This is a genomic window from Sunxiuqinia sp. sy24, from assembly GCF_052677165.1.
In genome coordinates this window covers 1-24,076 of sequence record NZ_JBQYLH010000017.1, presented here as the reverse complement: position 1 = coordinate 24,076, position 24,076 = coordinate 1, and the positions used below count along the sequence as shown (strand labels likewise).

At 43.9% G+C, this 24,076-nt stretch carries 23 protein-coding genes; 18 read left to right on the top strand and 5 right to left on the bottom strand.

Features of this window, described 5'->3' with window-relative positions:
• The first annotated feature begins 7 nt into the window (after positions 1-7).
• The 7 genes from hisA to ACUNWA_RS14530 all read left to right on the top strand — a co-directional run bounded on the left by hisA (position 8) and on the right by ACUNWA_RS14530 (position 7,177).
• Positions 8-742 (top strand): 1-(5-phosphoribosyl)-5-[(5-phosphoribosylamino)methylideneamino]imidazole-4-carboxamide isomerase, encoded by a 735-nt coding sequence (gene hisA / locus ACUNWA_RS14560; protein ID WP_445592656.1) that lies wholly within the window; start codon positions 8-10, stop codon positions 740-742.
• Between the two features lie 39 nt (positions 743-781).
• Complete coding sequence (hisF, locus tag ACUNWA_RS14555) at positions 782-1,537, top strand: imidazole glycerol phosphate synthase subunit HisF (RefSeq protein ID WP_445592655.1); 756 nt, start codon at positions 782-784, stop codon at positions 1,535-1,537.
• Positions 1,531-2,172 (top strand): bifunctional phosphoribosyl-AMP cyclohydrolase/phosphoribosyl-ATP diphosphatase HisIE, encoded by a 642-nt coding sequence (gene hisIE, locus ACUNWA_RS14550; protein ID WP_445592748.1) that lies wholly within the window; start codon positions 1,531-1,533, stop codon positions 2,170-2,172. Before hisF ends, hisIE begins: the two co-directional genes overlap by 7 nt.
• Before the next feature lie 132 nt (positions 2,173-2,304).
• Positions 2,305-3,120: a carboxylesterase family protein gene (locus ACUNWA_RS14545; RefSeq protein ID WP_445592654.1), complete on the top strand. Its 816-nt coding sequence runs from the start codon at positions 2,305-2,307 to the stop codon at positions 3,118-3,120.
• A 69-nt stretch (positions 3,121-3,189) separates the two neighbouring features.
• Complete coding sequence (locus ACUNWA_RS14540) at positions 3,190-4,098, top strand: diacylglycerol/lipid kinase family protein (RefSeq protein WP_445592653.1); 909 nt, start codon at positions 3,190-3,192, stop codon at positions 4,096-4,098.
• A gap of 166 nt (positions 4,099-4,264) precedes the next feature.
• Positions 4,265-6,070 (top strand): translational GTPase TypA, encoded by a 1,806-nt coding sequence (typA, locus tag ACUNWA_RS14535; protein ID WP_445592652.1) that lies wholly within the window; start codon positions 4,265-4,267, stop codon positions 6,068-6,070.
• A 402-nt stretch (positions 6,071-6,472) separates the two neighbouring features.
• Positions 6,473-7,177: a hypothetical protein gene (locus tag ACUNWA_RS14530; protein ID WP_445592651.1), complete on the top strand. Its 705-nt coding sequence runs from the start codon at positions 6,473-6,475 to the stop codon at positions 7,175-7,177.
• 152 nt (positions 7,178-7,329) lie between these two features.
• Here the strand turns inward: ACUNWA_RS14530 and ACUNWA_RS14525 are convergent, their stop codons facing one another.
• Positions 7,330-7,881 carry a DUF4494 domain-containing protein gene (locus ACUNWA_RS14525; RefSeq protein ID WP_445592650.1) on the bottom strand — a complete coding sequence of 184 codons (552 nt, stop codon included), beginning with the start codon at positions 7,879-7,881 and terminating at the stop codon, positions 7,330-7,332.
• A gap of 255 nt (positions 7,882-8,136) precedes the next feature.
• Between ACUNWA_RS14525 and ACUNWA_RS14520 the strand changes: the two genes are divergently transcribed.
• From ACUNWA_RS14520 to ACUNWA_RS14505, 4 genes are all read left to right on the top strand, one after another.
• Positions 8,137-9,264, top strand: coding sequence for a Re/Si-specific NAD(P)(+) transhydrogenase subunit alpha (locus ACUNWA_RS14520; protein WP_445592649.1), 1,128 nt, complete (start codon positions 8,137-8,139; stop codon positions 9,262-9,264).
• Between the two features lie 11 nt (positions 9,265-9,275).
• Positions 9,276-9,590: an NAD(P) transhydrogenase subunit alpha gene (locus ACUNWA_RS14515; protein WP_299579801.1), complete on the top strand. Its 315-nt coding sequence runs from the start codon at positions 9,276-9,278 to the stop codon at positions 9,588-9,590.
• Between the two features lie 9 nt (positions 9,591-9,599).
• Positions 9,600-11,039, top strand: coding sequence for an NAD(P)(+) transhydrogenase (Re/Si-specific) subunit beta (locus tag ACUNWA_RS14510; protein ID WP_445592648.1), 1,440 nt, complete (start codon positions 9,600-9,602; stop codon positions 11,037-11,039).
• A gap of 478 nt (positions 11,040-11,517) precedes the next feature.
• A complete protein-coding gene (locus ACUNWA_RS14505; protein ID WP_445592647.1) occupies positions 11,518-12,594 on the top strand; it encodes an alanine racemase in 1,077 nt (358 codons plus the stop codon).
• Between the two features lie 61 nt (positions 12,595-12,655).
• On the opposite strand, the gene ACUNWA_RS14500 is transcribed toward ACUNWA_RS14505, so the two are convergent.
• Positions 12,656-13,813 carry a response regulator gene (locus ACUNWA_RS14500; RefSeq protein ID WP_445592646.1) on the bottom strand — a complete coding sequence of 386 codons (1,158 nt, stop codon included), beginning with the start codon at positions 13,811-13,813 and terminating at the stop codon, positions 12,656-12,658.
• A gap of 406 nt (positions 13,814-14,219) precedes the next feature.
• Here ACUNWA_RS14500 and ACUNWA_RS14495 point away from each other — a divergent pair, with 406 nt between their 5' ends.
• From ACUNWA_RS14495 to ACUNWA_RS14465, 7 genes are all read left to right on the top strand, one after another.
• On the top strand, positions 14,220-14,627 hold the full coding sequence (locus ACUNWA_RS14495) for a hypothetical protein (protein ID WP_445592645.1): 408 nt from the start codon (positions 14,220-14,222) through the stop codon (positions 14,625-14,627).
• A gap of 60 nt (positions 14,628-14,687) precedes the next feature.
• Positions 14,688-15,527, top strand: coding sequence for a hypothetical protein (locus ACUNWA_RS14490; RefSeq protein WP_445592644.1), 840 nt, complete (start codon positions 14,688-14,690; stop codon positions 15,525-15,527).
• A gap of 116 nt (positions 15,528-15,643) precedes the next feature.
• On the top strand, positions 15,644-16,465 hold the full coding sequence (locus tag ACUNWA_RS14485) for a hypothetical protein (protein ID WP_445592643.1): 822 nt from the start codon (positions 15,644-15,646) through the stop codon (positions 16,463-16,465).
• Between the two features lie 3 nt (positions 16,466-16,468).
• Positions 16,469-16,957: a CsgE family curli-type amyloid fiber assembly protein gene (locus ACUNWA_RS14480; RefSeq protein WP_445592642.1), complete on the top strand. Its 489-nt coding sequence runs from the start codon at positions 16,469-16,471 to the stop codon at positions 16,955-16,957.
• A gap of 17 nt (positions 16,958-16,974) precedes the next feature.
• Complete coding sequence (locus tag ACUNWA_RS14475) at positions 16,975-17,397, top strand: curli production assembly/transport component CsgF (RefSeq protein WP_445592641.1); 423 nt, start codon at positions 16,975-16,977, stop codon at positions 17,395-17,397.
• A gap of 24 nt (positions 17,398-17,421) precedes the next feature.
• Positions 17,422-18,813, top strand: coding sequence for a CsgG/HfaB family protein (locus tag ACUNWA_RS14470; RefSeq protein ID WP_445592640.1), 1,392 nt, complete (start codon positions 17,422-17,424; stop codon positions 18,811-18,813).
• 9 nt (positions 18,814-18,822) lie between these two features.
• The gene (locus tag ACUNWA_RS14465; protein WP_445592639.1) at positions 18,823-19,479 is read left to right on the top strand and encodes a carboxypeptidase-like regulatory domain-containing protein; all 657 of its coding nucleotides are present in this window, start codon (positions 18,823-18,825) and stop codon (positions 19,477-19,479) included.
• Positions 19,480-19,536: 57 nt separating this feature from the next.
• Here ACUNWA_RS14465 and ACUNWA_RS14460 read toward each other — a convergent pair whose 3' ends face one another.
• The 3 genes from ACUNWA_RS14460 to ACUNWA_RS14450 all read right to left on the bottom strand — a co-directional run bounded on the left by ACUNWA_RS14460 (position 19,537) and on the right by ACUNWA_RS14450 (position 23,908).
• Positions 19,537-21,003 carry an aminoacyl-histidine dipeptidase gene (locus tag ACUNWA_RS14460; RefSeq protein ID WP_445592638.1) on the bottom strand — a complete coding sequence of 489 codons (1,467 nt, stop codon included), beginning with the start codon at positions 21,001-21,003 and terminating at the stop codon, positions 19,537-19,539.
• A gap of 168 nt (positions 21,004-21,171) precedes the next feature.
• Positions 21,172-22,275: a DUF4831 family protein gene (locus ACUNWA_RS14455; protein WP_445592637.1), complete on the bottom strand. Its 1,104-nt coding sequence runs from the start codon at positions 22,273-22,275 to the stop codon at positions 21,172-21,174.
• A gap of 121 nt (positions 22,276-22,396) precedes the next feature.
• Positions 22,397-23,908, bottom strand: coding sequence for an NAD(P)H-hydrate dehydratase (locus tag ACUNWA_RS14450; RefSeq protein WP_445592636.1), 1,512 nt, complete (start codon positions 23,906-23,908; stop codon positions 22,397-22,399).
• Between the last annotated feature and the right edge of the window lie 168 nt (positions 23,909-24,076).

The window sequence follows — 24,076 nt, the reverse complement described above, 5'->3', positions numbered from 1 at the left end:
TGTACATATGAACAACAAAATAACCATCATCCCCGCCATTGACCTGATTGACGCCAAGTGCGTGCGTCTTTCGCAAGGCGATTACAACCAGAAAACGGTTTATAATGAAAATCCGCTGGAAGTAGCCAAAATGTTTGAAGATGCCGGCATCACCCGCTTACACCTAGTCGATCTGGATGGCGCCAAGGCCCAGCACATTGTGAACTACAAGGTATTGGAAGCCATTGCCGGAAAAACCAATCTGGTTGTTGATTTTGGCGGCGGACTTAAAAGTGATGAAGACTTGAAGATTGCTTTTGAGAGTGGTGCCCAAATGGTCACCGGAGGTAGTATCGCCGTAAAAGACCGGGAGACTTTTTTAAGCTGGATTGAAACCTACAGTTCCGAAAAGATCATTCTGGGGGCCGACGCCAAAGATAAAATGATTGCCGTGAGTGGCTGGCAGGAAGTTTCGGAATTATCCATTCTTGAATTTATTGCAAGTTATACCACCCAAGGTATTCAAAAAGTGATTTCAACAGACATTGCCCGCGATGGTATGCTCACCGGCCCAAGCATTGATTTATACAAAGAAATCATGGACAAGTTTGAAGGATTAGAACTCATTGCCAGCGGCGGAATCGCCACCATGAAAGATATTCACGAACTGAATGAGATGGGCGTTCCCGGAGTAATTACCGGAAAAGCCATTTATGAGAATAAGATCAGCTTGAAAGAAATTAGTAAGTTCATCTCAGCATAATTCTTATTGAACTTGAAACTTTGAACTCGAAACTCAAACATGCTAGCAAAACGAATCATACCATGCCTGGATATTAAAGACGGTCAGACCGTCAAAGGCGTAAACTTTGTCAATATTCAGTCGGTAGGCGACCCAGTAGAACTTGGTGCGTTGTATGCCGAACAAGGAGCCGACGAACTGGTTTTCCTCGATATCACGGCTACCCACGAAGGCCGTAAAACCTTTGTTGAACTGGTCAAACGCATTGCCCGCGAGCTAAACATCCCATTCACCGTTGGGGGCGGAATCAGCGAGATTAAGGATGCCGAAGCCTTGCTAAGTGCCGGAGCCGACAAAGTCAGCATCAACTCCTCGGCAGTACGCAACCCGCAACTGATTAACGACTTGGCTAAAAACTTTGGAACCCAGTTTGTGGTGGTGGCTATCGATGCCAAAAACTACGACAATCATTGGACCGTAACCGTTAATGGTGGCCGAATTCCAACTGACAAAGAACTGTTCAGCTGGGCTAAAGAAGCCGAAGATCGGGGGGCCGGCGAAATCCTATTCACCTCGATGGATCACGATGGCACCAAAGCCGGCTTTGCCAATGACGAGCTGGCCAGCATGGCTGACATGCTGAAAATCCCGATCATCGCCTCAGGTGGCGCCGGCAACATGGATCACTTTGTCGATGTGTTCACCAAAGGAAAAGCCGACGCAGGATTGGCTGCCAGCATCTTTCACTACAAGGAAATTGCCATTCCTGATTTAAAAGCTTATCTCCGTGATAAAGGAATTGCTGTGAGATCATAAATTCAGAATACAGAAAAAATAACAACGACAACATGAATAAAGCATTAGATTTTTCAAAACAAAACGGCCTGATCCCAGCCATCATTCAGGATAACAAAACCAGCAAAGTACTGATGCTGGGATTTATGAATGAAGAAGCACTGGCAAAAACCGAAGAAACAGGTAAAGTAACTTTTTTCAGCCGCACCAAAAACCGGTTGTGGACCAAAGGAGAAGAGAGTGGTAACTTTCTGAATGTGGTTTCCATGGCTTCGGATTGCGACAATGACACGCTGCTGATTAAAGTAGATCCGGTTGGCCCCGTATGCCACACCGGCAGCGATACCTGCTGGAATGAAACCAACGAGCTGGATGATCTGACCTTCCTGAAACACCTGCAGGACTTTATTGACAAGCGGAAGGACGAAATGCCCAAAGGATCGTACACCACCTCCTTGTTTACAAAAGGAACCCGCACCATCACCCAGAAGGTTGGAGAAGAAGCGGTTGAAACCATCATTGGAGCCATGGCCAACGACGATGAAAATTTCCTGTACGAAGGAGCCGATTTGTTGTACCACCTCATTGTGTTGTTGACCCACAAAGGTTACCGCATTGAAGATTTAGCCCGCGAACTGAAGAAACGGCACAAGTAAGGGTGATTGCTCTCCGGAAAGTAAAAACATCCGGATTTGTTAACGATTGCAAAAGTCTGATGGAAAAGCGGCAAGCTTCAAATCACGAAGCTGCGTATTTTCTATCTTCGTACGCCTACTATTTTTGAAAATATGCATCGAATAGTGATTATCCTTCTGCTAGCAAGTTTACTTTGGCTGTCCAACAAACAAGCCGAAGCACAAAATAAAGACAAAAAAGTCAGGTACAACTACCTGACTTTTCTTCCTGAAAACTACGACAGCTTGAAGAACCAACTTCTTCCTGTCATTTTTTACCTGCACGGACGTTCCGTTTCCGGAACCAACATCAACCGGATCAAACAATATGGCCTGCCCTATTTTCTGGACAAAGGCAAAAAGCTTGACTTTATCGTTGTAGCACCACAATGCCCATGGGGGAAAAACTGGGCCAGCGAAAATTGGCTCGACACCATTTATGCTGAAATCAGCACGCAATACCGGATCGACTCATCGCGCGTTTACCTGACCGGCATGAGTTTGGGCGGCTTTGGCACCTGGGAGCTAGCCAACCGCTACCCCCATAAGTTTGCAGCCATTGCTCCACTTTGCGGCGGAGCTAAAGATAAATGGGCTGACAACCTGACTCACCTGCCCATTTGGGTGTTTCATGGCGCCAACGACAAGCAGGTTCCCGTATCCCGGTCCGACCGCATGGTTAAAGCCCTTGAAAAGCGAGATGCACCCGTTACCTACAGCCGCCTGGCAGGAAAAGGACACGACATTCATCGGGTTTACGATGATGACCGTCTCTACGAATGGTTTTCTCATTTTACACTCCGCCCATTAAACCAAACCGGCAATGCGCTAACTAAAATCCAGCCAATTCAATTGGCTGAACAACTACTCGATGAAAAACAAACGGATAAATTAAAATTGCACTGTTCATTTCCAACTAACAACTTTTAGCGGCTGCCCTGACAAACGGATTTTTATGCTAACTTAAGCCTTTAAATCGCGGATAAGTTGAGCACACCTATGGAGCCAAATAAACCGAACATACTATTTATTGTCAATCCGAATGCCGGCAAGCGAAAAACACGAAAGTTGCTACAAAAATTTGGAACTCGCCAGGAAAACATCACGGTTCGCCAAACAACTTACCCCAAACACAGCGTCCAAATTATTCGAGAAGAATTCGACCATTACGATGTGTTTGTGGCTGTCGGAGGCGATGGAACAGTAAATGAAATGGCAACAGCGCTTTTGGGAAGCGATAAAAAGCTGGCCGTTTATCCGGCCGGATCGGGCAATGGCTTTGCCCGTGAATTTGGATTCAACAAAAACCTGTACCAATTGCTGGCAGCTATTCAAAACGGTAAAACCATTTCAACCGATGCCATGCTCGTAAATGGACAAATCAGCATGCATGTCTCGGGTGTGGGTTATGATGGCGAGGTGGCACATGATTTCGACAAGTTGCCCGGGCGCGGCTTCTGGAATTACCTCATCAGTACGCTGCGCGTCATTTGGCGCTATGAGCCAATCGAGGCGACTATTCGGCTGGAAAACAAAACCATCAGCGGTCACTTTTTCATGATTAACCTGGCCAACACCGCCCAATTTGGTTATGGTGCCCGTATTGCGCCACAAGCCAGCCCTGCCGATGGCCGTCTTGAACTGGTTTTGGTCCGCCCCATGCCCCTGTGGCAATTTCCGTTTTTCTCGCTTCGCCTTTTTCTGGGGAAACTCAGGAACTCCTCACAAGTAGGCTTCATTTCAACGCCAGGGCCAATAACGATAAGCACTTCAGCACGCAAATTTCATCGGGATGGTGAACCAGTTCGTATCGAAAGCCCGGTTAATATTGAAATCAGTAAGCATAAAATCAAGGTAATAGATACCGGTAAGGTCAAATTCTGTTCCCGACTATATGAGCAGAAGTAACTCAATTTTACCGATTCACTATCACTGAGGCAGCCGAAGCAATAAATTCAGCTTCAGGATCTAAACTAATTCGGAAACTCCTTGTTAAGTTACCGTCAACAAATTAAACGAACAGCAGCAAAAAGCCGAAATTCGATTAACTTTGCGCCTCAATTTTGGAGACTATATGCAGAAGATTAGAAACATCGCGATTATCGCACACGTTGACCACGGCAAAACGACCTTGGTGGACAAGTTGATTTACCATTGTACAACCATAAAGGATCACGAGAAGAAGGAAGAGCTGATTCTTGACAACAATGACCTGGAACGTGAGCGCGGAATCACCATCCTGGCCAAAAACGTTTCGGTTGATTATCAAGGTACAAAAATTAATATCATTGATACCCCTGGTCACTCCGACTTCGGAGGAGAAGTAGAGCGGGTACTCAATATGGCTGACGGAGTTTTACTGTTGGCTGATGCTTTTGAAGGCACCATGCCACAAACGCGTTTTGTACTTTCCAAAGCGCTGGCCCTTGGATTAAAACCTATTGTTGTGATCAACAAAGTAGATAAACCCAACTGCCGCCCGGAAGAAGTTCACGAACAGGTTTTCGACCTGATGTTTAGTTTGGATGCCACCGAGGAGCAACTCGACTTCCCAACTATCTACGGTTCGGCCAAAGAAGGCTGGATGACCGCTAAGCTGAGCGACAAAACAGATAACATTGGGCCCCTGCTCGATGCTATTATCGAATACATCCCTGAACCGAAACCAAATCCAGGAACCCCTCAAATGTTAATCACTTCGCTTGATTACTCATCCTATGTAGGGCGAATTGCAATTGGGCGCGTTCATCGTGGAGAATTGAAAGAAGGCATGCAAGTAGCTCTAGGCAAACGCGATGGCTCCATCAAACGAACAAAAATTAAAGAATTACACGTATTTACCGGGCTGGGACGCCAGAAAGTTGACAAGGTTGTCAATGGCGATATTTGCGCCCTGGTAGGTATCGAAGGATTTGATATTGGCGATTCTATTTGCGATTTGGAAAATCCAGAACCACTGGATCCAATTGCCGTGGACGAGCCCACCATGAGCATGGTGTTTACCAACAACGATTCACCATTCTTTGGAAAAGAAGGCAAATTTGTCACCTCTCGCCACTTGCACGACCGCTTATATAAAGAGCTGGAGAAAAACCTGGCGCTGCGCGTTGAGAAAAGTGTGTCATCGGATGTATTTACCGTTTTTGGACGTGGCGTACTGCACTTGTCGGTACTGATTGAAACCATGCGTCGCGAAGGCTACGAATTACAAGTTGGACAGCCACAGGTGTTGTACAAAGAAATTGGCGGGATCAAATGCGAGCCAATTGAAGAAATGCACGTCGATGTGCCAGACGAGTATTCGGGTAAAGTAGTTGAGATGGTTTCGGTACGCAAAGGCGAAATGCAAAACATGGAGCGTAAAGGCGACCGCATTCACCTGGAATTCCTAATTCCTTCGCGTGGAATTATTGGTTTAAGAACCAACATGCTGACGGCTACGGCTGGCGAAGCAGTAATGACTCACCGCTTTATTGAGTACCAGCCCTTGAAAGGCGAAATTGAAGGACGTAAGAACGGTTCCTTGATTGCCAAGGAACCCGGAACAACCTTCGCTTATGCGCTGAACAAACTGCAAGATCGTGGACGTTTCTTTATTCCTCCTGGCCAAGAAGTTTACGAGGGAATGGTAATTGGCGAAAACACCCGTGCCGATGACCTGACTATCAACGTAACCCAGTCGAAAAAACTGACGAACATGCGTGCCTCCGGATCGGATGACAAAACCAAACTGGCACCTCCTATTCAGTTCAGTTTGGAAGAGGCTCTGGAATACATCGGGAAAGATGAATACCTGGAAGTAACTCCACAAACATTGCGAATGCGTAAGATTTTGCTTCGCGAAGCTGAGCGTAAACGTGGTTCGAAACTCAATTATTAATCTGATTGACAAAACATATCCGATGACTGAAAAGTCAACTGATGAACTAAGATAAGAGAACTCCCCGACAAAGTGACTTTGCCGGGGAGTTTACATTTTAGCAACTTCGCATTCTCTCTTTCCCCCGTGCCGATCAACAAAAACAGAGGGAACTACGATCCAACTTAGCAGGATTAATCTCAAATCAGCCAAAACTTCCATTCAAGATAATCCTTCAAAAAATGTGGAAGCCCATAAGAAACATAAGTTCTTTTCTATGAATTCAGTCATCAACCATCACCATTGACATATTCTACAACACAATTCTAGTTTTTAGGGCATTAGACATTTTTTTTGAGCGCGTTTTATCGTAACTTTTTTTTCGATGTTCAGTAGTAATTATAACCAAAAACTCAACGCAACATGGAAGAAAAAATAACATGTTCTACAGCGAATGCAACGCTTCTGGCCTGCACGAAAATCGCTCAATCATTCAGCGAGAACATCTACGAACTGTCCCTTATTCGAAGCGACTGGACTCAGGAGTATTCCGAAGAGCTCCGGTCAAGAATAAAATCGGCAAAAGACAAATACCTGCCTGCCGATAATTACTATAAACATGCCGAGAAACAGCAGCATGTGCACGAACTAATGATTTCTTCCCTAAGGAAAGTTGCCCTGCTACGCGCCTTGATCAAGGTTGATTTTAAAGACGATAAAAAATTCCAGAAACGCATTTTTGAAGAACTCGGCTACAATGACTATTTCAGCGAAGCTAAAAATGGCGATTACCAAAGTCTGTATCATCTATTGAAAGTGGTACATGAAAGCCTGACTCCGGAGTTAAAACAAGCACTCACCAGTAAATCCATTCCAACGTCCTTGGTCGATAAAATTCTCGAGTTTGACGATCAACTGCGTGAGTTTAATTCCTGCTTCGATTTACTTGTCGCCTCAGAGCAACTCAGTGATGAAGGAAAGCGCATCGTCAACAATATCTTCTCCGAGGTGCAAGACATCTGTCGTATAACCACGGCTTACTATCTGTTTGAGCCGCTTAAGCGCGACCAGTTTTGTTTTTTCAGGGTGATGTTCGGACTCAAAGAAACAGTTCCTCAAACCCACTAGAAAAGGCATAAAAAATTAATCCCGGAAGCAGCCTGCTTTCGGGATTAATTTTACAGATCAGATTCGATTGATGCTATCTGCCCATATTGGAAAGCCACACCAGCAAAACGCTGAAGTGTCTCCTCTATTTAGTCTTCGTCAGCTTCTTCTGGCTACTCATGTCCCTCAACTTCAGGCTCATCTTCAAACCCTTCATTTACAACCGGCTGTTCCACGGCAGGCTCTTCGGGCTCAATGCGTTTCAAATGAGGAGGAAGCGGTTCATTCACCTCATCTTTGAAATAAGGAAATACATCAACAATGGGACTTAAGTTCATGGCTGAAATTTGAATAGGAACCAAAATATAAGAAAGGTCCTCCTCCAGACGCAACAGTGCTTGCTTAAAGTCATCGGCAGCAACCAAAAAGTAGTTGTTAATTTTCTTTTCCTTGCCTGCTTTCTCATCAATAGTCACAATACCGATTTTTGCTTTAAACCAGTATTCACCATCTTCGTGAGGAAAGATCTCAATGACATTCGATTTTTTGATGTTGTCGATGTAAAACTCGCCACCACGAACCAATTGTTGCATTTGCTCAATCATTCGCGCTTCAGCATCAGTAAACGAAACAGCATCTACCAGGTAGGCTTCCGACACTTTTCGTTCGCGTCCATCCTGATCAACTTTCACATATTTTACTTTGCATTCAAACCAAGTCTGCATAACTTTTCATTCTTTAAAATTGAAATGCAAAGATATTCTCTTCAAGGATTTATAAGCGTTTTTTCAAAAATAGTTTTTCACAAATGTAAAGGATCAGCGCTTACAGAACGAAAGTTCGTTGGAAAGCCGCGAAAGTCCTGATCAATTAAATTTCAGAAAGAATTTTAATTAACTATATTCGTAAAGAGTCAAAAAAAACCAAGCATCACCATCAGATAAAAGCACATTAAAATTAGTAACTAAATACTATAATTTATGCTTATTGGACTCTTAAAAGAGGGAGATTCGGAAAACCGGGTGGCCCTCTTACCCGAAATTGTTTCGAGCCTGAACCAACGCAAAGTAACGGTTTATGTAGAAACAGGGGCCGGTGAGTTTGCATTGGCCAGCGATGCAGCTTACAAAGATGCCGGGGCAACCCTTGCCTCCCGTGAAGAAGTATTGAAAAAAGCTGATTTCCTGATCGGACTCCACCCTCCAGACAAGCCGCTCATTGAATCACTCAGTAAGGAAAAGGTCTGGCTCAGTCAATACAACCCGCTTTGGAATACCGATCTGGTGAAACAATTTGTTTCGAAAGGGATGACTACCTTCAGCATGGACATGATCCCCCGAAGTACGCGTGGTCAGGCCATGGATGTGTTGTCGTCGCAAGCTACCGTAGCGGGCTACAAAGCCGTGCTTGACGCCGCCAACCATCTGCCCTCGTTTTTCCCCATGTTTATGACAGCTGCCGGCACCATCCGCCCAGCCACTGTCCTGATACTCGGAGCAGGCGTAGCGGGCTTGCAGGCCATTGCTACGGCTAAACGACTGGGGGCTCAGGTGCAGGCTTTTGATGTGCGCTCGGCCGTCAAGGAAGAAGTGATGAGTCTGGGTGCTAAGTTTGTAGAAGTAGAAGGTGCCAAGGAGGATGCCGCGGCCGGAGGATACGCCGTGGAACAAACCGAGGAATTCAAACAAAAACAGCAGCAGGCCATTAACGACCATGCAGCAAAAGCCAATGTGGTGATTTGCACGGCCCAGATTCCGGGACGCAAAGCCCCCCTGCTACTTCCTAAAAATGCCGTAGCCGCCATGAAGCCAGGCTCGGTCATTATCGACCTGGCTGCATCAACCGGAGGCAATTGCGAGTTAACGCGAGACAATGAAACGGTAGTTGAACATGGCGTAACCATTATCGGACAATCCAACTACCCCTCTCTTTTGCCTGCCGATGCCAGTAAAATGTTTGGCAAAAACATCTTAAACTTTCTGGAATTGCTTTTCAATGAAGAAGGCGAGTTCATGCTGAATTTGAATGATGACATCATTAAGGCAACCTGCATTACACACCAAGGCGGTATCATCAACGAACGAGTTCAAGCTGTTATTCAATCCTAAACTTAAATAAGATGGATCAACTATTAATCTTTTTCTATACATACAAAGAGGCGATCTTTATCATCGCACTTTCCATTTTTCTGGGCATCGAGGTCATCTCCAATGTCCCTGCAGTACTCCATACCCCCTTAATGTCGGGAGCCAACGCCATCAGTGGTGTCATCATCATTGGTGGAATTATTCTGGTTGGCCATGCCGACGCCAGCACCATCAATACCGAATTAATACTGGGAATCCTCGCCGTCATTTTTGGAACCCTCAACGTGGTTGGCGGCTTTGTTGTTACCGACCGCATGCTGGAAATGTTTAAAAAGAAGAAAAAATAGGAGGCGCTCATGGATAAAGTATTGGGAACATTTAACGGAACTGAATTTACCATAGGAGGAACAATCCTTGAATTAAGCTACCTGATAGCCGCCCTGCTGTTTGTTGTGGGGCTGAAGTTACTAAGCCATCCGGAGACAGCCCGCCGTGGAAACTTTTATGCCGGAGCAGGCATGGTGCTGGCCATGCTAACCACTTTACTGCTGCACAAAAATGCAAACGGCGTTGGCATCCAACCCGCCAATGTTTGGATTATCCTCGCAGCCATTGGCGTGGGCTCCGCCGTTGGATGGATTATTGCACGTAAAATAAAGATGACGGCCATGCCACAGCTGGTTTCCTTCTACAATGCCACAGGTGGAGCGGCTTCGGCCTTGGTTGCCCTGCTCGAATTTCCGAATGCCGACATGAGCAACTGGGGCTCAGTCTTGGTCACGCTGCTGGGACTCATCATCGGCAGCGTCGCCTTTAGTGGCAGTATGATTGCCTATGGCAAACTCGACGGAAAAGTAAACGATATTAGGACCGGCTATTTGAGCTACGTCAACTTAATTCTACTGGCGGGAACCTTTGCGCTGGCAATTTTCATCTTACTTTCGGGGCAAACACCCGCCGAGCTCAACTGGGCAATTTACGTGCTTCTTTTTGTGTCTTTACTTTATGGCATCTTGTTCGTTATGCCGATTGGTGGGGCCGATATGCCTGTAGTAATTTCACTTCTGAACAGCTTTACGGGAATTGCCGCTGCAATGGCTGGCTTCATTTACAACAATCAGGCAATGATTCTGGGAGGTATTTTAGTAGGCGCTGCCGGCAGTATCTTAACCTTGCTGATGTGCAAAGCAATGAACCGCTCCTTACTAAACGTTATTATTGGTTCTTTTGGAGGAGGTGGCGCTGCTGCCGCTGGTGCCGAAGGAACAATGAAAGAAATGACACTGAGCGACGCGTCTGTCTTATTGGCCTATTCGCGCAATGTTGTCATCATTCCCGGCTACGGACTGGCAGTTGCTCAGGCCCAGCATGCCTGCCATGAACTGGATGAATTGCTGGCATCAAAAGGGGTGAACGTGCGTTATGCCATTCACCCGGTTGCCGGACGAATGCCCGGGCACATGAACGTTTTGTTAGCCGAAGCAGATGTCCCCTATGACCAGCTGGTTGAAATGGCAGATATCAACCCGGACATGCCCAGCACCGATGTGTGTATTGTCATTGGCGCCAATGATGTGGTCAACCCCGCTGCCATCAACGATCCTTCCAGCCCAATAGCCGGCATGCCGATCATCAAAGCACACGAGTCGAAAAACATCATCGTCATGAAACGGGGACGAGGTAAAGGCTATGCTGGCATTGAAAACAGCTTGTTTTTTGATGATAAAACACGCTTACTATTTGGAGATGCGAAAAGCACGCTTCAGAAGTTGGTCAATGAAATCAAAGATTTATAAGACTTCACATACATCAAGAAAGGCTGTTCAGAAAGAAAAGAACAGCCTTTCTTCATTCTCTCCACTACTTCCTTCCTACAGAACCCATCAAGTCATTACAAGGCGATTTATAAAAAAACAAAACAATGTTCTTTTCAGCTTGTTGTTCAATCTGTAGTTTATAAAAACAATCAAGCTCGAAGGCCAAACCATCATATATTAAAGGGTAAGCAATGAATAATTCATTTTATCGAATTCCGTTTTTACATCCAGCTCAACGTCATCACACACCCCCCGCAATGAACTCTGAATTGACAGCTAAAATACATTCCTTGCGGCATGTTGTACCGGTAAAAACAAACAGATCTATTGGCGTAATCCAAAATGGATTTAACACAATTCACACCCAATAAGAAGATCAAGAACATTCAAATTTACGTTTAACAAGCTGAGAGCATCAAATCAATCTCCAGCCACAACTTAAAGACAAAAACACATTATGGCATTTATAACTTTAGACACACAAAAGCTAAAGAAAAACTACGACTACCTGGAACAGCTTCTGTCCGAAAATGGAATAACATGGGCTGTGGTCTCGAAGCTATTATGCGGAAACAAACGGTATTTGGAAGAAATAATAAAACTCGGAGTTAAGCAACTTTGCGATTCCCGGGTCTCAAATCTTAAGATGATCAAGTCCATATCCGACCAAATTGAAACGGTGTACATCAAACCACCCCCCAAACACTCCATCGAAAAAATTGTCAAGTATGCCGACATTAGTTTTAACACTGAAATAGACACCATTACCCGCTTGTCAAAAGAAGCAAAAAGACAAGGGAAAACCCACAAAATCATTATCATGATTGAAACTGGTGAGCTACGGGAAGGTGTTTTACAGGAAGACTTTCTCGACTTTTACGATGCGGTTTTCAAGCTGCCCAACATTGAAGTTATTGGCATTGGCACTAACTTAACCTGCATGTACGGTATTCTACCAAGCCACGACAAGCTGGTTCAACTTTGCTTATACGAGCAACTGATTGAAGCCAAATTCAACAAAGAAATTGAATATGTTTCAGGCGGCGCATCGGTTACAGTGCCCTTGATTTTCCAGGGATTACTTCCCAAGGGCATTAACCATTTTCGAATTGGCGAAACTTTTTTCCTGGGAACAGACGTGTACAACAATGTCACCTTCGACCAAATGGAAAACGATACGTTCCAGTTGTATGCCGAAATTATTGAACTCACCAAAAAACGCATGCGTCCCATAGGCGAGCTAGGCAAAAATCTGCTGGGCGAAACGGTCATTTTTGAAGACTCTGACCAGTCGGCTACCTCTCACCGGGCACTGATCGATTTAGGCTTGCTGGATATTGATGAAAATCATATCAAGCTAAAGAATAAAAATCATAAGATTGTTGGTGCCTCATCCGACATGCTGGTAGTTGACCTGGGGAAGAATGAAGAAAACTACCAAGTCGGGGCACTTCTCGAATTTGAAATGGATTATATGGGGGTTTTGAGAATTATGAACTCAAAATACATTGAAAAACGAATTAAAGCAGAATAAGGAAAAGCGGCTGGTGTTAAAATGAATTCTGGAAAAGGTTCTAGGAAAGTTTGACTATTTCTTAAATCTCAACAAGCTGATTCTTGAAGGCATAGATAATCACTTCTATAATATTCTTGGAGGCTGTTTTCTCCATCAGACTTGCCCGATGACTTTCAACTGTCCTGCCTGAGATGCACAATTCTTCTGCAATAGTCTTGATTGGCAAACCTTTGCAGGAGAGCTTCAGAACCTCCAGTTCCCTTCTCGAAAATTCGACTTCTGATGCGACAGAAACCGGACTGTATTCTCTGTCCATAACTCTTGCATATCTCGAGTCAAACTCCTTTTGTAGTCGCTGGATAACAGGATCTGTTAGATCAATTTCTTCCTCTTCAAGAATACTAACCAATTGCTCAAACTCTTCCTGTTTTGATTGATCGGTTTTACCCACTGGCATAAGTAATCCGGTTAATAAAGAAAATCCATTGTATTTGACGCTGGGAGCAACATAAAGGACAAACTTTTCTTGGACACCTATAGACGTTAGAATGGAAATCTCTTCCTGAAAATTACTCAACAAACCATTCATACATTGATTAATCCGATCTTCAAGCTTTGCAAAGTTCGTTTTCCCAATCAAATCGCTAAATTGTGTTCCTGTTATGGCTGACTCCAGGATCCCTACCATTTGATTAAAAGCAGGATTAGACTCATAAATAGAAGTACCATCGAAAAGAAAAATTCCATTGGGTGAATAATCAACAAAAGCCTGGTATTTACTTCTTCCAAGATTAACTAAATATTCATATTTCTCTAAGCGGGTCTTAATAGACGTAAGCAAAGCTTCATTTCGGAAAGGCTTAACCAGATAATCGTCAGCACCCAATTCCAAGCCTAATCTGATTTCATCCAAACCCGATTTGCCAGTAATAAAAATAAAAGGAATCTTTTTCGTTATACTGCTCTCTTTTAATATATTGCATACTTGATAACCATCAATCGGTGCCATTTTGATATCGCATAAGATCAAATCAGGACCATATTCGTAGGCCTTTTGAATTCCTTCCCCTCCTGAACCCGCAGTTACCGACTCATAACCATTGCTTTTTAGCACATTTCGCAAGGTTTTCGAAAAAGATCTATTGTCATCAATAATTAAAATTTTTCTAGCTGCCATATCCAGGTAATCAACGTATTTATTCCTTTCCTGAAGGGGTGGTCTTATTTCCTCATTCATTCTTTTTCAGGAGCGTCAAGTTATGACATCTTGGTCAATTCGCCTTGATTTTTAAGCGATATTTCATGAACCGATCATTTTGTGCCTTAAACAAGACCTCTCAATACATGAACGACGCTTTTTGCCATTAAAGAATAAAATGAGATAATTTCATCTCTTTATATAATACAAACACATGCTAATATAAATTACTGACACATGCAATCCGTATTTTCCCTGAATTCACAAATATGCACTTTCAGTAAAAGTCCTTATTGAATACGACAGAAGATTGTTAGAAATTTGATATTCAATCTTGTGAGACAATTAAACCCGGGACTTATGCATTTAATTCACTCCACAGCTCAATAGCTTTATCCCCTGACAAACAGTCCTCACAAGCTTAGAACTTAAACAAAAAAGGACAATGAATACAACAGTCATTTTTATTCTTTTTTTCATAATCAGCATAAGTCTTTCCGGACAAGAAACTCCGAAGGCCTCACCAATTAGTAAGCCAAAAGCCAATTCAACGAAAGTAGAAGATCAATCAAAGTCAAACCACACTATTTCAGTTCAAGGCGAGTCAAACGTGGTGAAAATTGAGAAAGGAAACACGAAAACTGACAGCCTCTCGGCAACTCATCACATCGATATTAATGGCACCTACAATGTGGTGAAAATTAGAGAAGCAGAAGGGACAGTTAGCGTCAAGCAAACAGGCCATGGAAATCAAGTCTCCATCACTCAAAATAAAACAGAGGCTCACACGAAGAAACAGCAACAAAAATACAAACTGAACACAAAGGACATGAAAAGATCACCTCCAAAATAACATTTCAAATTCTTTCTAATTTCAAATCAATCAATAATAATTCACTTAAATTTTACAATTATGAAAAAGTTAGTATTCCTTTTCGCACTCGTATTTGCCGTAAGTATGGCAATGGGGCAACACACCGATGTTGTAAACCAAACAGGAAATAATAATGTCTCTCACGTAGATCAATGGTTTGACGGTTCAGGAACAGCACTGGATGGAAATGAAGCCTATGTCGATCAGATTGGAGATAGAAACTCGGCAGATGTAGACCAATGGAACAACGGATATGCCGGTAGTGCACATTGGGCAAAGATCCATTCCGATGGAAATGATAACACTGGAAAAATCTATCAAGAAAATGACAAAGGCGATGCCATCATCTGGCAAGATGGCAACACTAACTGGGCAAACATTTTTCAGTCTGGCAATTTTGGAACTGGCACTCCTCTGAACCCAACCTATGATGCTTTCGCCAAGCAGGTTGGAAACTCTAATGTCATAACGATTGACGTTTGGGCTACCAATGCAACGGCTTACGCAGAGCAAGTTGGTAATAATAACCACATAGATCAGGACATGGGATCAGGCTATGGAGAAAAAGTAAAAGACTCTCATTTTGATGCCCGCCAATTTGGCGACAGAAACACAGCCATCCAAATGATGGAAGGGCAAGGCTTTTCGGGCGGAGTTACTGCTCTCGGCAATATGGGTAGCATCTATCAAGACGGCAACGACAACACTGCCATACAAAAAATGTACGAAGATGGAGCAACACCTGCTGCAGGCAATTACGCAAATGCCTACCAAATGGGTAACACCAACTGGTCAGAGCAAAATCAAACAGGTATGAGTAACTCTTCAACACACTCCCAAATTGGAAATTTCAATGTAGAAGTTACCAATCAAAACTAAAATCGAATACCTGCCACCATCTCTTGACTGGAAAAAGGTTAGTCCCTGTATCCTAATTTGATGGTTTAAATCCCCGGCCTTCGGGCCGGGGTATTAAACACTAAAGCTTCAGCCAAATGAAACAGATTATACTCCTATTTATTTCCCTGATTTTTGCAGTATCTGGAAATGCCCAGGTCAATATTCAGCAAATTGCCTCTTCAGAATTCGATAGCTTCCAAGGATTAATAGCAACAAATCAGGTTAAGTCAAATGTTGCAGAACTGATCCAGCTCGGCAACCAAAATCAGGCTTCAATTAGCCAAACCCGGGAAAACCATTTACTTTCCGGTAATCAGGCTTACGTGCTTCAGGAAGGCAGTCAAAATAACATGAATGCAGAACAAAAAGGAAGCAACAATGCTATGCTAAGTTTTCAGTTGACTTACCTAACCAGCTTATGGAGTTCGTCCGGCGCAGCAGGCTATTCAAACTTGCTGTCGGAAATTTTACCGCTAACGACTTCCTTTTCATCGGAAATTTCGAAATCCGAAAACAATTCCGTAGTCAGCAAACAAGAAGGTAACTCGAACGGACTAATCACCCTGCAGGTTGGGCAGGACAACCAAATTTACACCACCCAAAACGGAGAGCACAACTATCTCGTGGTGCGCCAGATAGGGCAAGATCATCTGGTTCAGGACTTCAAGCAGAAAAATCAGTCTGCTGGATTTTTGGTTGAAACAATTTCTCAATTGGGAAGTAATAATGTCCTTGAGGTTACCAATGCCAGCAGCAGTCAACTCTACGGGAATAACTATTCCCAGATGGGCGAAAATCTCTCCCTACAAGTCAACAGCAGTTTTTTGTCTGCTACAGGAGGGATGGAGGTCAGCCAAACCGGTCATGACATGAAAGTAGTTATTGATCAGTCGTATTTTTCATTTCCAATGAAATAAGCAGTGACACTATCCCTAAGCACCATATTATCACTATTCCTACTAACTTTCAACATCAGTCAGAACGACTCGACGGCAACCCAGCCTGCTCCCAAAGTTCTTCAAGAGCTGCTGGAAAAAATAACCCAAGAATCGACAGATAAAGCAGAGGCTGAGATTGAAATCGAGATCGACGGATTACTTGTCGATAATACCAAAACGAAAATCGGACGCGACTTTTACGATTTGTTTTATGCCAATTGGGAGCCGCCCGCAAACGCTAAAAATTACACGATAACAATTCTGGAAAAACCATTTCGCCTCACGTCAACACTTATTGTCGTCTCTATTAACGAACATGTGGTCTATCAATCCATTCTTCAACCCCGGCAAGAAGTTGTTGAACAGCTTTCGAAACAAGCAATTGCCGTCACCTTTAATTACTTGCAAAACTATGAAGAGATTATGCGGCAATTGAATGGCGAAGACCAGGAAGGCACTGGAATATTTTAAAAAAATTTAAACCCAAAATGATGAGGATACTTTTTAAAACACTAATCATTGTATTTTTTTTTGTGGCAGGAAAAACTTACGCGCAGGACTTTATTTACACTCCAAAGAATCCGGCATTCGGGGGAAACCCTTACAACTTTAGCTGGTTAATGAGCTCAGCGCAAGCACAGAATGACATTACTGAAGACAGAGATGACCCCTATAGCGGTTACAATTCAGATCCGATCGCTGATTTCAGCGAAAGTCTAAATCGGCAAATTCTAAGTCAGTTATCACGACAAATTGTGACCAAACAATTCGGAGAAGATGCGCTACAGTCAGGTACATACACTTTAGGAAACTACCAAATTGAAATCGGAGATCAAAGCAATGGCTTAAACATAACCATTATCGATGCATCGACGGGCAGTCAGACAACAGTTGAAGTCCCCTACTTTTAAACTGATTCATCAATTAATCCGCCTATGATGAAACAGAGAATAACACTGTTAAGGGCTTCGTGTGCATTGTTGTTGCTGATGCTTGTAACCGCTTGCGGTTCATACATCCATCAACCACTAGCGCCGCGACGTGCCTCTTTGGGCCCCGAAACGCCCGTAAAGAAAGATCTTCTTGAGCTCCCCAAACCTCAAGAGCAAATTGTAGCTGCCGTCTACAAGTTCCGCGACCAAACGGGCCAATACAAAGCTTCCGAAATGGGGGCCAACTGGTCAACAGCCGTAACCCAGGGAGCCACGACAATCTTAATTCGCGCACTGGAACAATCCGGATGGTTTATACCCATTGAGCGGGAAAACATATCGAACCTACTAAATGAACGAAAAATAATCCGTTCGAGCCGAGCCCAATACGAGGGCGATAATGGCAACGGGGCCTTATTACCCCCACTGCTATTTGCCGGAATCATCCTCGAAGGAGGAATTGTTTCTTACGAATCCAATGTATTCACCGGTGGAGCTGGCATGCGCTATTTTGGGGCAGACCTCTCCGGACAATATCGCGAGGATCGAATCAGTATTTATCTGCGTGCCGTTTCAACAGCCAACGGAAAAATTCTGAAAACAGTGTACACCACTAAATCGATCCTCTCGCAGGAAGTATCGGCAGGCTTTTTCCGCTATGTGAAGCTGAAACGTATTTTGGAAGCGGAGACAGGTTTTACCTATAACGAACCCACCGAAATTTGTGTAACCGAAGCGATCGAGAAAGCCGTTGAAAGCTTAATCATTGAAGGAGTTTTTGACAACCTGTGGGGACTAGAGAATCCGGCTGACACAACAAATAATTCGTTTACCCGATACGAAAAAGAAAAAGCGGAAAATCTCACCAAGGACCATGTTGGTCGCCAATTCAGAAAAGAACGATTTCACGGCAAATTCAGTCTTGGACTTAAAGTCGGGGGCTTATACTATGATGGCGACTATACGGCAGGAGACATTCGCCCTATAGGCACTTTTAGTATTGGCAAATCCATTACACCAAACCTCCACCTGGAGCTAGAGAACTCAGGTGCAATGATTCACGCCCAAGACTATTTCGATCTCCGCGAACTTCTTTCTCAACTAAACTTAAGCTACTATTTCCTGCCTTATGAGAAATTATCGCCCTATGCTTATTTAGGGGCCGGAGCTGTCCACCGGTCATGGACACATGATGTTGGTCTCTCGGGTAAACGATTTATTCCCTTCGCCAGTTTTGGAGGGGGAGCCGAATACCTGCTTACAAACAACATGGCCGTAACAGCCGAGGGCTACCTCAATTACATGCTTAACGACCAATACGACAAGGTGATCAATGGGGTATACAACGATTCATTCTATGGATTCAAGCTTGGCTTTAAATACTACATCAAATAAAAAATACACATGAAAAAGATAAATCACATCAGTATCTTTCTACTGTTCTTCCTGCTTCTGGCCGGATGCGAAGATGAAAAAGTAGGCATCGATTATTACGGCAGCCTATCCGGAATTATTGTTGATGGAGAAACTTATGAACCGCTGGCAGGAGTTCTTGTCGCCACAAATCCTGCAAGTTCATCCTTGATTACCAATAGTTCGGGTGAATTCTCATTCAGTAAAATCCTGAGTGGAGAAGTAAGCGTTACCGCACGAAAAAAAGAATATCTGAGCAGTACAGTCATCGTTTCTGTTTATGATGAAGAGCAAACTCAAATGAATATGATCTTGCAAAAAGATGATAAAGACTATGGCTCCGTAAACATTTATGATCCGGTGCCTGGGAATGGGGCTGTTGACCAACTTAGATCATTTACCATGCAGTGGAAAGTTGATCAAACGAAATCGGACATAAGCCTCTCTTATGACGTCTATCTTTTCAAATCCAATTCGAGCACACAATCGATTGCTGGAGAGAGCCTGACAGTCAAGGAAGTTGTGGTTGACAACCTCGCAGATAACACCACATACTATTGGTATGTCGTAGCAAAATATGATGGAAATATTGTTGCAAATGGTCCTACCTGGAGTTTTAAAACAGGAGATAATTCAGACACAAATTAACACCTAAAAAGAGAGCCTGATTTTTATTTCAGGCTCTCTCTTAATTAAGCTTCTTTCTTATTTCGCTGGAATATTCTCCAGCGTTTCAACCATAAAATCCCAGAATTTCTGAACGGTAGCAATATTCACTTTCTCATCAGGCGAATGTGGAAAGCGGATGGTTGGACCAAAAGAAATCATATCCCAATTCGGATAAGTTCCTCCCAGAATACCACACTCCAGCCCGGCATGAATCGCTTTGATCTCCGGCACTTTTCCATATTTCTCATGGTACACCTCTTGCATCGTTTTCAAGATAGGCGACGCCATGTTAGGCTGCCAGCCTGGGTATGCCCCTGAAAATTTCACTTTTGCTCCAGCCATGCTAAACACAGCAGCAATCCGTTTTCCCAGATTGGCCTTTGCCGAATCCACGGAGCTACGCATCAAACAAGCAATGTCAATGGTTTTTCCAGCTGCATCAGACTTCACACTTGCAAGGTTCGTTGAGGTTTCCACCAAGCCAGGCATGCTGTCGCTCATCCGAATCACGCCATTTGGACATGCCAATACGCCTTTGGTCAAATTAACCTGCGTAGGTTCATCGATCAACTCAGCGGGCATATCTGTTGTAACGATGCTTAGTTTCATATCAGGCTCCGTGGCTAAAAGCTCCTTTTTAATCACGGCAAATTCATCCTCGACAAGTTGTTTAAACTCATCGCTCTTTTGTTGATCAACCGTCACAACACCAAAAGCTTCGCGTGGAATAGCGTTGCGCAAACTCCCTCCATCAATGCTTGCTAAACGTGCACCAATAGCCGGATAAGCTTCGTTCAACAATCGAAAAAATACCTGGTTGGCATTTCCCCGCTGCAAAACAATATCCATTCCTGAATGCCCGCCCTTTAAACCGGTAATATTCAATCCAAAAGCAACCATATTTGCAGGCACTTGCTCTTCTGTATAAGTAAAACGGATGCCAACATCCTCTCCACCGGCACAGCCAACATAAAGTTCACCTTCATCTTCCGAATCGGTGTTCAATAAGATTTCGCCTTGCAACACACCAGCCTTTAATCCTTCTGCTCCATCCATCCCTGTTTCTTCGGTGGCGGTAAACAACACTTCCAACGGACCGTGTTTCAGATTATCGGAAGCCAAAACAGCCATGGCCGCGGCAACCCCAATTCCATTGTCAGCTCCCAGCGTGGTTCCATTGGCAGTTACCCAATCACCATCCACAAAAGCCTCAATGGGATCATTGACAAAGTCATGTTCCTTTTCACTGTTTTTCTGTGGAACCATGTCCAGATGGCCCTGCAGAATTACTCCTTTACGGTTTTCCAATCCCGGAGTTGCGGGTTTCCGGACAATGATATTTCCGGCTTCATCTTTAATCGTTTCCAGTCCCAATTCCTTCCCAAAATTGTAAATAAATTCCTGAACCTGATCTTCATGGTTCGATGGACGTGGTATTTGTGTCAGTTGGTAAAAATTCTTCCAAAGTTTGTTTGGTTGTAAATCAAAAATTCCTTGACTCATAATTTATCGTGTTAATTTTCTATTGCTTAAAAGTACAATTTAATGGCTTAACTTGTTTTTGACTTATATCAATTGCAAACGAAAGCCCCATACTACAAGTCGTATAGGGCTAACTTAATCAATCGTTATAAAAGCTCAATTCGTCATATCAGTAGCGGTCAAACCGGCTTACTTCGCAAGGACATTCTTTAAGGCTCCTGTTTTCGGGTGAAATGATATTTTGTAACTACCATTCAACAAACTTTCCGGGAAAGGAGCAACCGATCCGAACTGTGCAACGGTTGTTCTGGCAACAGCCATCGTGTTTAGTCCATTCAGAACTTTAATTTCAGCTTTACCCGGAATCCGGTAATAAATACCGCTTTGACCGGCAGCCACATTCGCTGAGTTTTTTAGTTTATCCTGAGCTGATGATAAATCATCCAGTTTATTCATATCCACTAGGATTGGTTTACCGCTCAAATCCGTTTTAGGAAGCACGCCTTTGTTTTCTGAAAAGCGAAAGGCCACTTCCCCCGAAACATCGCTTTCTCCCGGGATGAAATCAAAACTGTATTCAAACGATTTAGTAAATGACTTTCCAACGAAAAGACCTACATACTCTTCTTCAAGCTTGTCCAACTCCTCAACCATCAGCTCGTAGGCACACCCGTCTGGCAATTGCTCTTCGTACGCATTGGCCAGCGACTTAAACCGGCGCTTACGCAGCTTTGTAACAGTATGTGCGGCTTCCTGTGCTTTTTCTTCAATTGATTTGGTCACAATAGCCCGACTGGTGGCAGAATCGCCCAATTCATAAAAAGGATTCAGCGACAAATCCAGAAAAGGAAGATCGGGCGTTTGGGTATCGCCCAAAAAGGTAGATACCGCATAACTTTCTGCGGCAGGAACAGCGTCTGAATTAATTCCAGCCAGGACTCCGGATTCCGTCAAGCTAAGCATTGCCCCCGAACCGCCCATTGCTTTGTACACTTGCTTGGGATCCGGCTCACTAAAAGTTTCAATCTTAATATCGGTGATAATCCAGCGCTCGAAATCGGATGAAGCCGCGTTTTTGATGCCCAGCAAGGCTTCGGCATATTGAAAGTACGGTCCGTGAAAAAATTTCTCCTGCTTGGCTTTTACATGAATCCGCACGCCTGTTCGCGGCAAACTGTAAATTACCCCTTCCACTGGAACGGCGAGATTTTCATCACTCTTTTTGTCATCTTTCTGAAAGCCAAAGACTGTAGTCGAAACCAAAATCAGGGCCACTAGCACATATGTTTTCATTGTATGGATCAGATTTAATTTGAAATCAAAAATAAGTAAACTCCCTTCAATAGTGAAGGACGGAAACAAAATTAGCATTTTATCGCCGCCATGCAGAAATAAGAACCAAAAGTTTGGGCTTTTATTCTACCAAAACAGAAAAAGCTTCGCCCAAAGCGTCAATCAAATCTCCAGCAATCAGAGAGAGCTCTCCCTTCTGTTCTACAGCCAAATCGCCAGCTATCCCATGCACAAACACCCCGAGCTGTGCAGCGTCAAGCGGCAAAAACTGCTGAGCTAACAAACCCAGAATAATGCCCGTTAATGCATCTCCGCTTCCGGCTGTTGCCATTCCCGGATTACCCGTAGCATTAATAAAAACTTGTCCATCGGGACACGAAATGCACGTATGTGCTCCTTTCAACACAACAATAACCTGATACTTTTGGGAGAACTCAATTTGCTTTTGCAGTCTGCTATAAGAGTCTGTTGTTTGCCCCACCAACCGTTCAAACTCTTTGGGGTGCGGCGTTAAAATTGAATGTGCAGGGAGCAAATCCAGCCACTCCCGATGCATCGCTAAAATATTCAGGGCATCAGCATCCAACACCAATTTTGCAGGACTAGCTTCCAGCAATTGCTTCAAAGCTCGCCGTGAATTCGGTTTCACCCCCAAGCCTGGGCCAATGCCAACCGCTGAAAACTGAGTCAAGTCCGGAAATTCGGTAAACATTAAATCCGAAGCATCAATCGAGCACATGGCTTCCGGAATAGCCGTTTGTATAATTTGATAGGCCGAATGAGGAATATGCGCCGTTAATAAGCCCACCCCCGACCGCAAACAAGCTTTGGAGGAAAGCACAGCCGCTCCCATTTTACCATAGGAGCCAGCGACCAACAGGGCATGTCCGTATGTCCCTTTATGAGAAAATTTCTTACGCCGGGGCATTTTGTTTTCCAGCACTTCCATTGTCATTAAATGAAAAGGCGTATCTGTGGTTTCAATGCCATCCGGATGTAAACCAATGGGCAGCACCTCCCACTGCCCCAATATTTCGCCATGCTCAGGGAAAAAGAAACTGAGTTTTGGAAACTGAAAAGTAAGCGTATACGATGCCCGCACAACGGTCGCTAAATCATTTTGGGAATTATCCTCTCCAAACAGACCACTCGGAATGTCAATGGCAATAACCTGCGCCCCCGAACAATTGATTCTTTCAACCAACAAAAGCGGCAAACCATCCAACTTCCGACTTAAGCCCGAACCAAACAAGCCATCCATAACGATAACATCAGATGGAATAACAGGAATAGCCGTTTCTGAATCCACAATCACAAGCGATACTTTTCCCTGTTCTTCCAGCCGACGCCAATTCTCAGCCGACGATCCTGTCAGCGCCTTCCCTAAATTGATTACGAAAACGGAACATTGGTAGTCGTGGTCAGCCATCATCCTGGCAATGGCCAGCGCATCGCCACCATTGTTTCCGGGGCCGGCAAAAAAGTAAAGTAGTTTTTCGTTTGAAATATGATGAATAAGCCAGCTGACAATTTGGAGCGAGGCCCGCTCCATCAGGTCAATATCGGCAATAGGCTCATTTTGAATGGTAAATTGATCGATCGCTGCTATTTGTCTCGTGGTAGGTATTTTCATGTTTTCGACTTTTTCCGAAAATACAAAAACATCGGCAATTTGCCTAGCAACAAAATCCCTTAAAAGTATTGGATCGATTGTTTTTCAGTGTCCTTACCGGGGCCGGCCCGGAAGCCAGCCGCCGGAAAGTTTAAAACACAAGGACACAAACTGTTTTTAATGCTGTTC